General features: G+C 59.0%; 12 protein-coding genes. 6 read left to right on the top strand and 6 right to left on the bottom strand.

Annotation, left to right across the window (positions count from 1 at the left end; genetic code table 11):
• Window positions 1–201 precede the first annotated feature (201 nt).
• Window positions 202–1,044, bottom strand: coding sequence for a pca regulon transcriptional regulator PcaR (gene pcaR, locus PG5_RS16900; RefSeq protein WP_020798338.1), 843 nt, complete (start codon window positions 1,042–1,044; stop codon window positions 202–204).
• A gap of 421 nt (window positions 1,045–1,465) precedes the next feature.
• Here pcaR and PG5_RS34210 point away from each other — a divergent pair, with 421 nt between their 5' ends.
• The 3 genes from PG5_RS34210 (at window position 1,466) to PG5_RS16890 (ending at window position 3,775) form a co-directional block, all read left to right on the top strand.
• On the top strand, window positions 1,466–1,621 hold the full coding sequence (locus PG5_RS34210; RefSeq protein ID WP_020798337.1) for a hypothetical protein: 156 nt from the start codon (window positions 1,466–1,468) through the stop codon (window positions 1,619–1,621).
• A 101-nt stretch (window positions 1,622–1,722) separates the two neighbouring features.
• Window positions 1,723–1,923 carry a hypothetical protein gene (locus PG5_RS16895; protein WP_008056863.1) on the top strand — a complete coding sequence of 67 codons (201 nt, stop codon included), beginning with the start codon at window positions 1,723–1,725 and terminating at the stop codon, window positions 1,921–1,923.
• Window positions 1,924–2,299: 376 nt separating this feature from the next.
• Complete coding sequence (locus tag PG5_RS16890; RefSeq protein WP_020798335.1) at window positions 2,300–3,775, top strand: inorganic phosphate transporter; 1,476 nt, start codon at window positions 2,300–2,302, stop codon at window positions 3,773–3,775.
• A 271-nt stretch (window positions 3,776–4,046) separates the two neighbouring features.
• Here the strand turns inward: PG5_RS16890 and ccoM are convergent, their stop codons facing one another.
• The 3 genes from ccoM to PG5_RS16880 form a co-directional block, all read right to left on the bottom strand.
• Window positions 4,047–4,163, bottom strand: a complete 117-nt coding sequence (gene ccoM / locus PG5_RS35145; protein WP_008056860.1) for a cytochrome c oxidase subunit CcoM — start codon at window positions 4,161–4,163, stop codon at window positions 4,047–4,049.
• 143 nt (window positions 4,164–4,306) lie between these two features.
• The gene (locus PG5_RS34450; RefSeq protein WP_008016476.1) at window positions 4,307–4,468 is read right to left on the bottom strand and encodes a hypothetical protein; all 162 of its coding nucleotides are present in this window, start codon (window positions 4,466–4,468) and stop codon (window positions 4,307–4,309) included.
• Window positions 4,469–4,567: 99 nt separating this feature from the next.
• Window positions 4,568–4,909: a hypothetical protein gene (locus tag PG5_RS16880; RefSeq protein WP_020798333.1), complete on the bottom strand. Its 342-nt coding sequence runs from the start codon at window positions 4,907–4,909 to the stop codon at window positions 4,568–4,570.
• 232 nt (window positions 4,910–5,141) lie between these two features.
• Between PG5_RS16880 and rapA the strand changes: the two genes are divergently transcribed.
• A complete protein-coding gene (rapA, locus tag PG5_RS16875; protein ID WP_020798332.1) occupies window positions 5,142–7,988 on the top strand; it encodes an RNA polymerase-associated protein RapA in 2,847 nt (948 codons plus the stop codon).
• Window positions 7,989–8,163: 175 nt separating this feature from the next.
• On the opposite strand, the gene PG5_RS16870 is transcribed toward rapA, so the two are convergent.
• The gene (locus tag PG5_RS16870; RefSeq protein WP_020798331.1) at window positions 8,164–9,513 is read right to left on the bottom strand and encodes an MFS transporter; all 1,350 of its coding nucleotides are present in this window, start codon (window positions 9,511–9,513) and stop codon (window positions 8,164–8,166) included.
• A gap of 293 nt (window positions 9,514–9,806) precedes the next feature.
• Between PG5_RS16870 and PG5_RS16865 the strand changes: the two genes are divergently transcribed.
• Entirely contained in the window at window positions 9,807–12,023 is a 2,217-nt protein-coding gene (locus PG5_RS16865; protein ID WP_033045398.1) for a bifunctional diguanylate cyclase/phosphodiesterase, read from the top strand.
• On the opposite strand, the gene PG5_RS16860 is transcribed toward PG5_RS16865, so the two are convergent.
• Window positions 11,980–12,873, bottom strand: coding sequence for an NAD(P)-dependent oxidoreductase (locus PG5_RS16860; RefSeq protein WP_042955457.1), 894 nt, complete (start codon window positions 12,871–12,873; stop codon window positions 11,980–11,982). The genes PG5_RS16865 and PG5_RS16860 overlap by 44 nt on opposite strands.
• 195 nt (window positions 12,874–13,068) lie before the next feature.
• Here PG5_RS16860 and PG5_RS16855 point away from each other — a divergent pair, with 195 nt between their 5' ends.
• Window positions 13,069–15,264 (top strand): hypothetical protein, encoded by a 2,196-nt coding sequence (locus PG5_RS16855; RefSeq protein ID WP_020798328.1) that lies wholly within the window; start codon window positions 13,069–13,071, stop codon window positions 15,262–15,264.
• The last annotated feature ends 28 nt before the right edge of the window (window positions 15,265–15,292 follow it).

Genomic DNA, 15,292 nt, shown 5'->3' with positions numbered 1-15,292 from the left:
TGATCGAGCTCCGGCAAAATAACCGGGGAGAACGGCGACAGTCAGGGAATGTGCGCATGGGTGCCTCTTCTCATTATTATGGGGTCGTCGTCCGGAGCCGGATCGAGATCGCCAGCGCCGGGTGGCGCTGGCGCGACATTAATGAGGCAAGGGAAAGAGCGTCAATTCGTCAAACGCGAGTCTGTGCGATTATCGAACAGCTTAGGAAAACAGCTGGGTACTGAGGTCACGACTGGCACTCAGCAGGCCGGGCAGGAAACGCTGCTCGAGCTCGCTGCGGCTAACCCGACCGGCGTGGGTACTGACGTTGAGAGCCGCGACCACCTGGCCGGAAGCGTCGTATACCGGGACGGCGATCGAACGTAGCCCCTGCTCGAGCTCTTGATCGACGATGCACCAACCCTGCTGACGTACTTCCTGCAGGCATTCGAGCAAGGCTTGGGGGGTATGAATGGTTCGACTGGTCTTGGCTTGCAGGTCGGCGTGGTCGAGATACTCGCGCAATGAACTGTCATCGAGGGCGGCGAGCAGGATCCTGCCCATCGACGTGCAATAGGCCGGCAGGCGCCCGCCCACCGAAAGGTCGACCGAAATCAGGCGCTGGGTGGTCGCCGAACGCGCGATATATAAAATGTCATCGCCTTCCAGGGTAGCCATGTTGCAGGCCTCGTGGAGTTGCTCGCTCATGCGGTCCAGGTAGGGTTGCGCAGAAACCGCCAGCGGCGTCGAGGACACATAGGCATGGCCCAGGGTCAGGACTTTGGGCAACAACGAATACGTTCGGCCATCGGTCGTGGCATAACCGAGTTTGATCAGCGTGTGCAGGCAACGTCGCACGGCGGCGCGGGGAATTTCCGTACGATGGCTGATCTGCGCAATGGTCAAGTGCCGCTTGCGCTCCTGGAAGGCTTGCACCACGGCCAGTCCACGCGCCAGCGAGGTCATGAAATCCGGATCACCGGTCAGGGCCTGGATGCGCTTGGCGGGTGAAGCGACGATCGGCGGTGCCACTGAAGCGAAGGAGTTGCGCAGTTGATCGTTCATACAAGGTCCTTTTCCCGGACGGATCGGCGAGCTATTACAGGGCACTGGGTGCAGGGTATACAAGCCCGACTCGGTATCATCGGGCGATTATCGAACCATTGCGCGATAATCGCAACCGATGCTGCTCACGACGCAATCGCCCATGCAGCCATCGATACAAGTTTTTTTGTGCAAGCGCTGCAGACTTCATGACGCAATGTAACTGTCTTAAGTTGTGCGACTTAATGACGTCAGAAAGACATCACCGTAGTGTGGCATCCTCCTATGCCCTAGTTGCCAGTTACGGTTATGGGTAAAAAACAATCACACATCAAGATCCACTTTTAACTCTCTCGTGATAGTGTTCTGTAAATCGCTCGCTATAATGTAGTTCAGTAGCCATTCGGATTTTTATTGGCCGATACCGCTACCCGGTGGCGCGATGTTCCATCGCCGCTCTCCACAGCAAGCACCTGACGCCGACTGCATCCGCATCGCGCCAACGCGCTCGCTGAAACAGGATCTGATGCTACGTCAGCTGTTTATCTCTGGTGCCGTGGCCGCCTGCAACATGGAAGTAATGATCGCCCTGTCGTAAACGCGATGCCTGCAAAGGCTTTTTGCATTCGATGCGTGCGGTCAATACATCAGGTGCAGTGCGTTTCACCAGAACTCATCTCATCTCAATCAGGTAGCACCGTGACAAAAGACGAACTGCGCGCGGAACTTGAGCGCCAGGAACAACGTTACAAGGAAGTTTACGGCGGGGAAGTCACCACCTACGCCGCCCAGCCAGAACCGGAACGCAAGCCATGGCGCAAACGCGCCACCGTTCAGGATCAGGTTTTCAAGCAAGAACTGGAAAAAATGGAAAAGGAACTCAAAGCCGAGGAGCCATGAAGGCCTGGGCTTGAATGCCTGCCGGGGTCTGCGTTGCATCCGTTAAAAGCGGAATGTATAGATATTGCCTTTTGCGCCCGCTACGAGCGGGCAGCGGCCGCCTTGCCCACCGGACGAGGTCGAAGGCTCGAATCTGACCCTTTTTTCAGAAATTTCATACAAGCATGCTCACCCCCCCTTCAGGTGAGGCAAACCCCTGTGCCTGCGGGCTTCTCAAAGAAATTCAATCACTTGCAAAACCCTGTAATTCACGGGGGTTATCGGCACCGTTGCAAAATAATTCGTTGAAGAATGTTACCGATGAGCAGCAAGTGCATCGATTTCCAGTCTTTTCTGGCATAATCGCGCCCCCTTATGACCGGGTCAGAAAACCTTCATGATCGATTTATTCAGCGGACTGGATGCTTGGGTGCTTGTGAGCCTCTTGCTCGCCCTGGCTTTTGTCCTCGCCTTCGAGTTCATCAATGGATTTCATGACACCGCTAACGCGGTAGCCACTGTTATCTACACCAAAGCCATGCCCCCACATCTGGCGGTGTTCTTTTCCGGTGTGTTCAATTTCCTCGGCGTATTGCTCGGTGGCGTGGGCGTGGCGTATGCCATTGTTCACCTGCTACCGGTTGAACTGCTGATCAACGTGAACACCGGCCACGGCCTGGCAATGGTTTTCTCGCTGCTCGCGGCGGCCATCACCTGGAACCTGGGCACTTGGTACTTCGGTATCCCGGCCTCCAGCTCCCACACGCTGATCGGTTCGATCCTCGGCGTAGGCCTGGCCAATGCCTTGATCAACGATATTGCGTTGGCCGACGGGGTGAACTGGCAGAAGGCGATCGATATCGCCATGTCGCTGGTGTTCTCGCCGATGGCAGGCTTCCTGATTGCCGCGCTGATTTTGATCGGCCTTAAATGGTGGCGTCCGCTGTCGAAGATGCACAAGACGCCGGAACAGCGCCGCAAGATCGACGACAAGAAACACCCGCCGTTCTGGAACCGCCTGGTGCTGGTGATCTCCGCCATGGCCGTGAGCTTCGTGCACGGTTCTAACGATGGCCAGAAAGGTATCGGCCTGATCATGCTGGTGCTGATCGGTATCGTACCGGCGCAATTCGTGCTCGACCTGAACAGCACCACCTACCAGATCGAACGCACCCGCGATGCCACCTTGCACTTGAGCCAGTTCTACAAGCGCAATGCCGACTCCCTGGGCGAGTTCCTGGCACTGGGCAAAAGTGTCGAAGGCGATCTGCCGGAGAAATTCCGATGCAACCCGCAGCAGACCGAACCGACCATCGACGCTCTGCTTGGCACCCTCAAAGGTGTATCTGACTACCACTCGCTGTCGTCGGAAAGCCGCATCGAAGTACGCCGTTACCTGCTGTGCCTGGACGACACGGCGAAGAAAGTCAGCAAGTTGCCAATCCTGGGCGCCCGTGAAAAGGCTGACCTCGACAAGCTGCGCAAGGACCTGACCACCACCACCGAATACGCTCCGTTCTGGGTCATTCTGGCGGTCGCCCTGGCCTTGGGCCTGGGTACCATGGTTGGCTGGAAACGCGTGGTGCTGACCATCGGCGAGAAGATCGGCAAGCAAGGCATGACCTATTCCCAAGGCATGTCGGCGCAGATCACCACGGCGAGCCTGATCGGCATGGCCAACATCTTCAGCCTGCCAGTGTCCACCACCCACGTCCTGTCCTCGGGCGTGGCCGGCACCATGGTCGCCAACAAAAGCGGCCTGCAAGGCGGCACCGTCAAGACCATCCTGCTGGCCTGGGTATTGACCCTGCCAGCCACGGTCGCCCTGTCGGCCGGCCTGTTCTGGCTGGCGTCGAAGGCACTGGGTAGCTGATACGCAGTCGTACGAAAAAAGGCGCGCTCCGTGAGGACCGCGCCTTTTTTATTACCGCTGCTTTCGTTCAATCACCACTGTTCCAATGTGGGAGCGAGCCTGCTCGCGAAAGCGACTAACCTGTCGCCATTTTCATTGCGACGACCTCCGTCTTCGCGAGCAGGCTCGCTCCCACATTGGGCTTGCTACGTCTCGACAGGAATCGCAGACAAAAAAAAGGGCAACCGAAGTTGCCCAAAATGCCTTGCGTGCTCATTGCATCCAGAAAGACCTACGGTTTTTTGCGCTTGTGCGAGTCTTTCCAGATAAAGAATCCGAACCCTGCAAAAAACACCAACATGAGGCTGACGGTCAGCACTCCGGCGATCACCACGTTGTCGAAAAACATGACGCGTCTCCTGCAGTTGCCCTGTTGCGATGGAGCCAAGGTAACCATTTGGGCAGGAGAGAATATTGACCGGGATCAATGTTGCCCGGGACCGGGCATAGAAGGAGGGAAAAACTGACCTGCATCAATCGATGCAGGGGGATTCAACGCTTTTTCGGTTTGTTCTTCGGCTTTTTCTTCGCCTTGCCCAACGGCATGGCCTGCTCGAACGCCTGGCGCACTTCATTCAGGCGCTTGTCGTTGAGATCGTGGACACGCTTGGCGCGTTCGGCATTAAGGTCGATCAGCTTGTCATCTTGGCTCATGGCGTCAGTGCATCGCTTGAAATGAAATTCAATTGCCGCAGGTATCGGCGGGATTGTGCCAATAATGCGGTCTGGCGACGGCGCTGACCAGCCACCGGCTCAAATCTCGATATCGACCCACAGCCCCTGGCGAGGCTGGCCTTCCATCAACGGGGCCACCGGCACGGTGTTGTCGGCATTGAGTTCGTTACCCGGGATCGCCAGGTGCGCCTCAGGGTCTTCATCGGCCTCACGGCGGCGCCTTTGCTGCTCTTGCTTGCGCCGCTGCTCCTCGCGCAGCAGCAGGGCGGCCTCTTCTGGATCACGATTTTGCAGGTCGATGGTGCTGTCGCTGGCGCTTTCCTGCATCGGCACGACGGGCGCGATGTCCGGGCGCGGGCGGACCGGGTCGTGCTGGGAAGTGATCGGCACAGCACTCAAGGGGAGCATCGGTGGCAGCATATTTTTTCAGTCTCCTGTCTGCAGGCTGTCGGCCGCGGTAACGGCGACTTGAGCCATCGGTCGCAAACTGTGTGTCTATCGGCACGACAATAACTGTCACAGGCTACGATTTCTTCAGCCTGGCAAGATCAAAGGATCGCAGCCAAAGGCAGTTCCCGCACAGGTATTCCTTTGGTCTGGAGACCTGATTCCGTTAAGATAGCCCGCTTTTTCAAGGTGGGAGTCAGGCAGCATGGCGCAGCAGTATCAACCGGGGCAACGCTGGATCAGTGACAGCGAAGCGGAGCTGGGTTTGGGCACCGTTCTGGCACAGGACGGCCGCTTGCTGACCGTGCTCTACCCGGCCACTGGCGACACTCGCCAGTACGCGCTACGGAATGCGCCCCTCACACGTGTACGGTTTTCGCCGGGTGACACCATCACTCACTTCGAAGGCTGGAAACTGACCGTTCGCGAAGTCGACGACATCGATGGCCTGCTGGTCTATCACGGCCTCAACGCGCAGAACGAAGTAGTCACCCTGCCGGAAACCCAACTGTCGAACTTCATCCAGTTCCGTCTCGCCAGCGACCGTCTGTTCGCCGGGCAGATCGACCCCCTGGCCTGGTTCGCCCTGCGCTATCACACTCTGGAACACACCAGCCGCCAACTGCAGTCGTCGCTGTGGGGCCTGGGTGGCGTGCGTGCGCAACCGATCGCGCACCAGCTGCACATCGCCCGCGAAGTGGCCGACCGGATTGCGCCACGGGTGTTGCTGGCAGACGAAGTAGGCCTGGGCAAAACCATTGAAGCCGGCCTGGTGATCCATCGCCAATTGCTCTCGGGCCGCGCCAATCGCGTGCTGATCCTGGTACCGGAAAACCTCCAGCACCAGTGGCTGGTAGAGATGCGCCGTCGCTTCAACCTGCAGGTCGCGCTGTTCGACGAAGAACGCTTCATCGAAAGCGATGCCTCCAACCCGTTCGAGGACACCCAGCTCGCCCTGGTGGCCCTGGAGTGGTTGGTCGACGACGAGAAAGCCCAGGACGCGCTGTTCGCAGCCGGTTGGGACTTGCTGGTGGTCGACGAAGCACATCACCTGGTGTGGCACGAAGATCAGGTCAGCCCTGAATACTCTCTGGTCGAGCAACTTGCTGAAACGATCCCGGGCGTCTTGCTGTTGACCGCAACCCCGGAACAGTTGGGCCAGGACAGTCACTTCGCGCGTTTGCGCCTGCTCGATCCGAACCGCTTCCACGACCTGGCCGCCTTCCGCGCCGAGAGCGAAAACTATCGCCCGGTGGCCGAGGCCGTTCAGGAACTGCTGGAAAAAGGTCGCCTGTCGCCGAAAGCCCATGAAACAATTCACGGCTTCCTCGGTAACGAAGGCGAAGCCCTGCTGACCGCCGTCAACGATGGCGACACCGAAGCCAGCGCCCGCCTGGTGCGCGAACTGCTGGACCGCCACGGCACCGGCCGCGTGCTGTTCCGTAATACCCGAGCGGCGGTCCAGGGTTTCCCGGAGCGCAAACTGCATCCTTACCCGCTGCCGTGCCCGGACGAATACCTTGAACTGCCACTGGGCGATCACGCCGAGCTGTACCCGGAAGTCAGCTTCCAGGCCCAGCCGGACGCTAGCGAAGAAGAGCGCTGGTGGAAATTCGACCCGCGTGTCGAGTGGCTGATCGACCAGTTGAAAATGCTCAAGCGCACCAAGGTGCTGGTGATCTGCGCCCATGCCGAAACCGCCATGGACCTGGAAGACGCGTTGCGCGTGCGTTCCGGCATCCCGGCCACGGTGTTCCACGAGGGCATGAACATCCTCGAGCGGGACCGCGCCGCCGCCTACTTCGCCGACGAAGAGTTTGGCGCGCAAGTGCTGATCTGCTCGGAAATCGGCAGTGAAGGCCGCAACTTCCAGTTCTCCCATCACCTGGTGCTGTTCGATCTGCCATCGCACCCGGACCTGCTTGAACAACGTATCGGCCGTCTGGACCGGATCGGCCAGAAGCACACGATCGAACTGCACGTGCCGTACCTGGAAACCAGCCCGCAAGAGCGCCTGTTCCAGTGGTACCACGAAGCCCTGAACGCGTTCCTCAATACCTGCCCGACCGGCAACGCCCTGCAGCATCAGTTTGGCCCGCGCCTGCTGCCGCTGCTCGAAGAAGCCGACGATGGCGAGTGGCAAGCGCTGATCGACGAAGCCCGTGCCGAGCGCGAGCGCCTGGAAGCCGAACTGCACACTGGCCGTGACCGCTTGCTAGAACTCAATTCCGGTGGTGCTGGCGAAGGCGATGCGCTGGTCGAAGCGATTCTTGAGCAAGACGATCAGTTCGCCCTGCCGATCTACATGGAAACCCTGTTCGATGCATTCGGCATCGACAGCGAAGACCATTCGGAAAACGCCCTGATCCTCAAGCCGAGCGAAAAAATGCTCGACGCCAGTTTCCCGCTGGGCGACGACGAAGGCGTGACCATCACCTACGACCGCAACCAGGCGCTGTCTCGCGAAGACATGCAGTTCATCACCTGGGAGCACCCGATGGTCCAGGGCGGCATGGACCTGGTGCTGTCCGGCTCCATGGGCAACACCGCCGTGGCGCTGATCAAGAACAAGGCGCTGAAACCTGGCACCGTGTTGCTGGAACTGCTCTACGTCAGTGAAGTGGTTGCCCCGCGCTCACTGCAACTGGGCCGCTACCTGCCGCCGGCCGCCCTGCGCTGCCTGCTCGATGCCAATGGCAACGACCTGTCGGCCCGGGTGTCGTTCGAGACCTTGAACGATCAACTGGAAAGCGTGCCGCGCGCCAGCGCCAACAAGTTCATCCAGGCCCAGCGCGATCAGTTGACGCCACGGATCAACGCTGGCGAGGACAAGATCTACCCACGTCACGCCGAACGTGTGGCAGAGGCGCAACGCCGCCTGGCCGCCGATACCGAAGAAGAACTGGCACGCCTGACCGCGCTGCAAGCGGTCAACCCGACCGTTCGTGACAGCGAACTGGTTGCCTTGCGCAAGCAACGCGAACAAGGCCTGGCGATGCTCGACAAGGCTGCGCTGCGACTGGAAGCGATCCGGGTGTTGGTGGCGGGTTAAGCCCCCCCTGCTCCACCGCTTGAACGATCAGGCCCGCAGCGATGCGGGCCTGATCGTTCCCACGCTCTGCGTGGGAATACCTCAAGGGACGCTCCGCGTTCCAGCTCTCGAAAGGGACGCGAAGCGTCCCGGGCTGCATTCCTTTGCTGCGCGTGGGAGCGATCAACGCAAGTGGCTACGCAGTCGCCGCAGAACCCACCGGCTCAACCACCGCCACCAACCCGTCCTTCATCCGCTTGGCATCTTTCACAAAACACCGCGACGCCAACACCAGAAACACCATGGTGAAAAACAGCGCCACCGGAATCAGGTACATCGCGTCATGCAGGCCGACCGCCTTGAACGCCTCGGTCATCTGCCCGGCACCGGCCGAGAGCATCGCCGTGTGGGCAAAGTGATCGGACAACGCGCCCACCACGACCGGTCCAAGACCACCACCCAGCAAGTACAACCCGGCAAAGAACAGCGCCATGGCCGTCGCCCGCAACCGCGGCTCGACCACGTCCTGAATCGCCGTGTAGACGCAGGTATAAAAGTTATAGGCAAACAACCAACCCAGGCTGAACACCGCCACGAATACGCCGATCTCTATTCGCCCAGAATGCAGCGCCCACGCCGTGCACAGCGTTGAAATGATCAGGCTGAACGCGGCGAACAGCAGGCGACCGTTGGCGACGCGCTGGTGGATCTTGTCCGCCACCCAACCGCCCAGTGTCAGTCCGAACAACCCTGTCACGCCGACGATCACCCCGGTCGCCACCGCAGCCTCCTGCAACGGCATCAGGAAATAACGCTGCAGCATTGGGACAAGGAACGAGTTACAGGCATAGGTGGCGAAGTTGAAACAAAGTCCAGCCATTACCAGCCACAGGAATGTCGGCACCGCCAGCACCCGGCGAATCGGTCGATCAATCTTCTCCTGCGACACCTGCACGCTTTCAGCCGCGCCGCGTTTCGGTTCCTTGATGAAAAACATGAAGATCGCCAGGATCAGTCCCGGTACTGCGGCAATAAAGAATGGAGCACGCCAGCTGTCGAAAGCCTTGACCATCGCGCCGATGGTGAAGAACGCCAGCAACAAGCCCAACGGCAGTCCGAGCATGAATATACCCATGGCCCGCGCCCGGCGATGCGCCGGGAACAAGTCGCCGATCAGCGAGTTGGCGGCCGGTGCGTAACTGGCTTCACCGATGCCGATGCCCATGCGCACGATCAGGAAACTCCAGAAGCTGCCGACCATGCCGTTGACGGCGGTCAGGCCGCTCCAAGCCGCCAGGCCCCACCCCATTAACTTGCTGCGCGAGCCGGTATCGGCCATTCGTCCCAGTGGCAGGCCGGCGATCGCGTAGACAATAGTGAAGGCAGTACCGATGATCCCCAGTTGAAAGTCGCTGAGCTGCCACTCCATGCGGATCGGCTCAATGATGATGGCTGGGATCGTGCGGTCGAAGAAGTTGAACAGGTTGGCCAGGAACAGCAGGAACAGAATGCGCCAGGCATTCGCCGCTTGGGTCGAGTTCTGCATGGGTCCGTCTCTTTTATTGTTATGGGGGCTTCACTGCCAGTGCATCCGAGCCCGGAACCTGCAATCTAGTCAGGCAGGCCGGGACTGTCTGTAATTATTCGTAAAGCTGATACCCGCCCATGGGGACAGACGCGGCCCAGGCAACATTTTATTTCCAAACGAACTAAGGTCCATTCCAAAATCATTGGTAGACAATGTGCCACCATCGCTTGCGTTCAATCCATGGCCTCTATACTCCAAGACATTCGCCAGCGTTGATAACGTCGGCAGGGAGACAAACACGGGGCATGCTAATGGAGTGGCTTGGTCTGCATTTCACTACAGAGCTAGCAGAAAGCGGACAGGTCATACTCCAATGTGTACATGACCCTTTTCTGGTGCTGCTGGCGTATCTGGTCGCCTGCGCCAGCTGTTTTGCCACGCTGGATATGGCCGAACGGATCAATCATGCGCAAAAACCAGCGTCCCAACGCCTCTGGCGCTGGATCGGCGCCGGATGCCTGGCCGGCGGAATCTGGGCCATGCACTTCATTGGCATGTTGGCGTTCCAGGCGCCGATCGACGTTCATTATCATTTGCCCATCACACTCTTGTCGCTACTGATCGCCCTGTGTGCGTCGTGGCTGGCGATGCACACCCTCAGCTTGCCTACCCTGAATTTTCGACAATGCTGCAAGGCGTCGATCATCATTGGCCTGGGCATCGCCACCATGCACTACGTGGGCATGGCCGCCATGCGCTCGCAAGCCACGGCCTACTACCATCCGGGGCTGTTCATCCTTTCGATCATGATCGCCATCGGAGCCAGTCTGGCAGCACTGCTGCTGGCGAGCTACCTGCGTAATGGCTTGGGTATTTTTCACCAACTGCGCAAATGCGCCGCCAGCCTGGTACTGGGCGCAGGCATCATGAGCCTGCATTTCACCGGCATGGCCGCCTTCGACCTGGCCCTGCCAACTGGCAGCCAGTTAACCCAGCCAGGCGAAAATAACCATCTGCAATTGGGCCTGACGGTAGCCGTCATGACGCTCCTGATAATAGGCAGCTGCATCAGTGCGGCATTGGCTGACAAGAAGCTGCAGCACAAGGATCGCGATCTGCTGCGGGTGAATTCGCTACTCACCCAACTGGACCAGGCGCGGATGTCCCTGCAACAGGTGGCGCACTATGACGCCCTGACCAATCTGCTCAACCGTCGCGGGTTCAATCAGCTCTTCGCCGAAAAGCTCCTGGAGCGCACTCACGCAGGCGGCATGCTCGCCGTCCTGTTCCTCGACATCGACCATTTCAAGCGTATCAACGACAGCCTCGGCCACGATGCCGGCGATGAATTGCTCAAGGTGCTCGCCCGGCACATCAAAAGTTCAGTGCGCAGTCATGACGATGTGGTAGCACGTTTTGGCGGCGACGAATTCTGCATTCTCATCGACCTGCATGACCGTGATGAGGCGCGACAGATGGCCCAGCGCATCATGCTGAAAATGAAGGAACCCATCGAGCTGTCCGGGCGGCGCATGGTCATGACCACCAGCATCGGCATCAGCGTATTTCCCGAAGACGGCAAGACCTGTGAAGAACTGCTGAAAAACGCGGACCTGGCGCTCTATCAATCCAAGGATGGTGGCCGTAATGGCCTGAATTTCTTCAGTGCCAACCTCAAGGCACGCGCCATGCTCGAACTGCAAATGGAGGAAGAGTTGCGCCACGCCCTGCGCGAAGACACCGGCCTGATGCTCTATTACCAACCGATCCTTGACCTCAAGACCGACCAGGTCAGCAAGCTCGAAGCGTTGATCCGCTGGCAACACCCCGTCCACGGATTCCTCGCGCCGGACCGCTTCATTGGCATAGCGGAGGCCAATGGGCTGATTACCGAGCTGGACAACTGGGTGCTGCGCAAGGCTTGCGCCGACCTGGGCGAGCTGGCGCGCCAGGGCTGCGGGCACTTGAAGATTGCCATCAATTGCTCACCCCTGACCCTGGCACGCGAAGAATTGAGCGACGAAATCTCACTGGCATTGCGCAGCGCCGGGGTGGAGCCCCATCGACTGGAGCTGGAGGTCACCGAAAGCGCTCTGATGGGCAACATTGCCGAGACGCTGGTGCTGCTGCAGCAGATACGCGCCCTCGGCGTTTCGCTGTCGATCGATGACTTCGGCACCGGTTATTCATCCCTGGCTTACCTCAAGCGCTTACCACTGAACACGCTGAAGATCGACCGTTCATTCATCCAGGACATTCCGAAATCCACCCAGGACATGGAGATCGTCCAGGCCATTATCGTCATGGCCCACACCCTGCATCTGGAGGTGGTTACCGAAGGCGTAGAAACCTTCGAGCAGTACCAGTTTCTCGAATGCCACGGCTGCGATTTCGTCCAGGGCTACCTGCTCAGCCGCCCGATACCTTTGACCGAACTGCAACCGGTGCTGAACGAAATCAACCAGCGCAAGCATTCGTACAGCGTCAGGCGCTTGGGTCTGGCTCACGGTACATCTGCACTAACGTAGACGGGTCCTTCTCCAGGAAACCCTGCCCCCCGTGCAGGCGCATCAATTGCGCGGCCAAGCCACTGATCGGCGTCGCCGAACCCTGTTCGCGGGAAAATTTCACCGCACCGTCCAGATCCTTGAGCAAGGTCCGCACGTGCCATTTGACCGGTTCGAAACGGCTCTCGGCCATTTGCGGCGCCAGGAACTGCAAGGGCCTTGAATCGGCAAACCCACCGGCCAATGCCTCGGCGATCAGGCTGGCGTCGACCCCGGAGCGTTCCGCCAAGGCCACGACTTCGGCGATGACCAGCGCATTGCAGGCAACAATCATCTGGTTGCAGGCCTTGGTCACCTGCCCTGCTCCCACGGCGCCCATGTGCGTCACCCGCTGGCCGAGATTCAACAAGACCGGCTTGACCCGCTCAAGGTCTTCCACGGTGCCGCCGACCATGATCGCCAGGCTACCCGCTTCGGCACCCACCACACCACCGGACACCGGCGCATCCAGCCAGCCCATGCCCGTTTTGCCAAGCTCTGTCGCCATTTCCCGGGTCGCCGTGGGCTCCAGGCTGGAAAAATCCACCAGCAGTTGATCCTTCTTCGCGCCTTCGGCAATGCCCGACTTGCCGAAAACCACCTCGCGAACCACCGCGGTATCCGCCAGGCACAACATGACCACCTCGGCGTGCTGGCACAACTCGGCAGGCGTGGCGACCTGGCGTGCCCCGGCTTCAACCAGCGGCGCGCACTTGGCCGGATTGCGGTTCCACACCGCCAGCGGATACCCCGCGGCGAGCAAACGTCGGCACATCGGCAGGCCCATCAGGCCGATTCCGGCAAATCCCAGGGCCGGTAACGTTGACATCATTTTGCCTCCTTTGGATTAAAGAACACTGAATATTGGCCGATTCTTCAAGACGCAGGAAAGGATTCCGCCGAGCGACGCGCAAGCTGACTGCGCCGCCCGGGACTAATACGCGCTGATAAAAGACGCGAGTTCTCATTCCGTGATGGTCGACGACAGTATGCCGCCCGACCAACCAGCCCAGGTACATGGCGAACAATGACTTCCAAAAACAACCCGGCCCCTGCGCTTTCCGACCTGACGCTGAGCCCGGCGGCGAACAGCCCCGCACCGTCGAAGCCATTGACACCGTCGCGCCCGCTCGCGACCCAGCAATACCTGTACTTCACCGAAACCAATACCGATCGCATCCTCGACAACCTCGACGGCCTGCGCGACATGGTATTCCCCCGCCCACCGCATCTGGAAGGCGACAACGAACAACACAACGACCAGCAATTCCCGTCGGTGTGCCTTATTGGCCTGGGCCGCTGCGGTTCGAACATCGCGCTGGATGTCGCAGAACTGGTCTACAACGCCCGCAAGTTCTACCTCAACGAATTCAACAACGACGATCGCCTCTCGCCAGACAAACGCTATGCGGAAAAAGGCTACAGCCCGGCGCAGTGGATTCGTAACAACTTGCGCCTGGGGTCGAACAAGGCCACCAAGCCGGTGTTCCTGGTAGAACCCCTGGTGATGCTGGGCGACCTGGACAAAGACATTGCGGGGCGTATCCGCTTCTCGCGCAAGGGCGAAAAGAGCGGGTTCCTGCGTGACTACAGCAAGATGAAGATCATGGACCTGTCGGAAGTCCATGCCGGGGGTGCCGGTAACGCACCGATCCTCGGACAGTACCTGGCCAAGATTATCCTGAACAAGGACACCCAGCGCTTCTCCAGCCCGGACTGGAAGATGATTCACTCGTACTTGATCGACAGCTGTGGCATCAAGGCCAACCAGTCGCGCCTGTATTTTTCGATCTTCAGTGCCGGTGGCGGCACCGGTTCGGGCATGGCCTCGGAGTTCGGCCTGGCCCAGCAACACTCGTACATGAACAAGACGTTCGACACCAAGCCGATGGACGAGCACGACAGCAAGAGCGGCCATGCCTTCGTCTTCGAGCCGATCTTTACCAGCGGTATCTGCGTACTGCCGAACATCTCCGATCACCGCAGTGAAATGTCCGAAGCGCTGCACATCAACGCCGGTCGCCTGCTGTGCAAATACCTATCGGAAGAGTGGGACTTCTCCTACAACTTCGCCAACGAAGACAGCAGCGAAGCCAGTGTCATGGGACGTATCCGCCCATGGAACGCCATGATGCTGATTTCCAATGACATCATGCGTTATGCCGAAGAAAGCGATGACGGCAACATCCAGAACATCGACGTCAACGCCATGGAAAAGCATGCCAACCAGTACATCTCGCAGCAGATCTTCAACATCCTGACCGCGCAGGCAGTCACGACCGATTACGACCAGAACTATTTCCGGCGTGCCGGCATCGACATCGGCGAAACCATTCGCCTGGATGCCAACGACCTGTTCATGAGTCTGGCCGGCCCCGTGGCGATTGCCTACGCCGAGTCCGTGGTGCCTGAAACCCAGGCGCCTACCGGCGACAAGTTCAAGGTGTTCGAAAAAGAGCCACAGCGCCTGAACATCGACGATCTGTTCTTCCGCTCCATCGACCTGCCGCACTTCAACAAGGTCACCCAGGCCATCGAAGGCATCAGCCTGTTGCCGATCGAGTCCAAGCGCTATCGTGCGTCGCTGGAGCAATACAAGAATTCGGGATATGACGCGGCAGCCCTGCACGACCTGCACTTCTTCAAGAACTGTTCGTCGGTGGTGTCAATCGTTTCCCTGCCCAAGGACTACAAGCTGTCCTACATGGACCTGAACCGGCTGAAGACGCACCTCAACAACCTGTTCCCCAACACCACGCTCAAGCGTTATGCGTTGGTGATCGGTGCCTCGGCCAACCTGTCGCTGACCACCCTGATCGCCAAGAGCCCATGCCTGTCGGACGATTTCCTGACCTTGATCGTGGCGTTCATCAAGCGTTGCTTTGCGCGCGCCCCTTACCGCTTCGATGACACCCTGGACAACTCGGTCCTCGACTTCATCATCAACGAACAATTCGATGAAGACCTGATCGACGACCTGCTCAACGAGTTCGAGAACCCGGCGAAAATTCTTGATACCAATTGGTATGCGATCAAACCGATGTACGAGAAGAAGTATCGCGAGCTGATCAACGACAAGGACAAGTTTGTCTCGATCAACGATATCCGCCTGTCACGCGATTGCGTGAAGAAAGCGATCAAGTATCTGCGTGAGATCTATCGTCACCGGATTGGCAAGACCAAGGTGATTTCGTTGAATAACCATACGGGCAGAACCGCTTAATCCGTGGCACGCCCATTCGCGAGCAGGC

Source organism: Pseudomonas sp. G5(2012), from assembly GCF_000408945.1.
Classification (GTDB): domain Bacteria; phylum Pseudomonadota; class Gammaproteobacteria; order Pseudomonadales; family Pseudomonadaceae; genus Aquipseudomonas; species Aquipseudomonas umsongensis.
The sequence above is the reverse complement of the archived record's forward strand: the minus strand, read 5'-3'. Positions and strand labels throughout refer to the sequence as shown.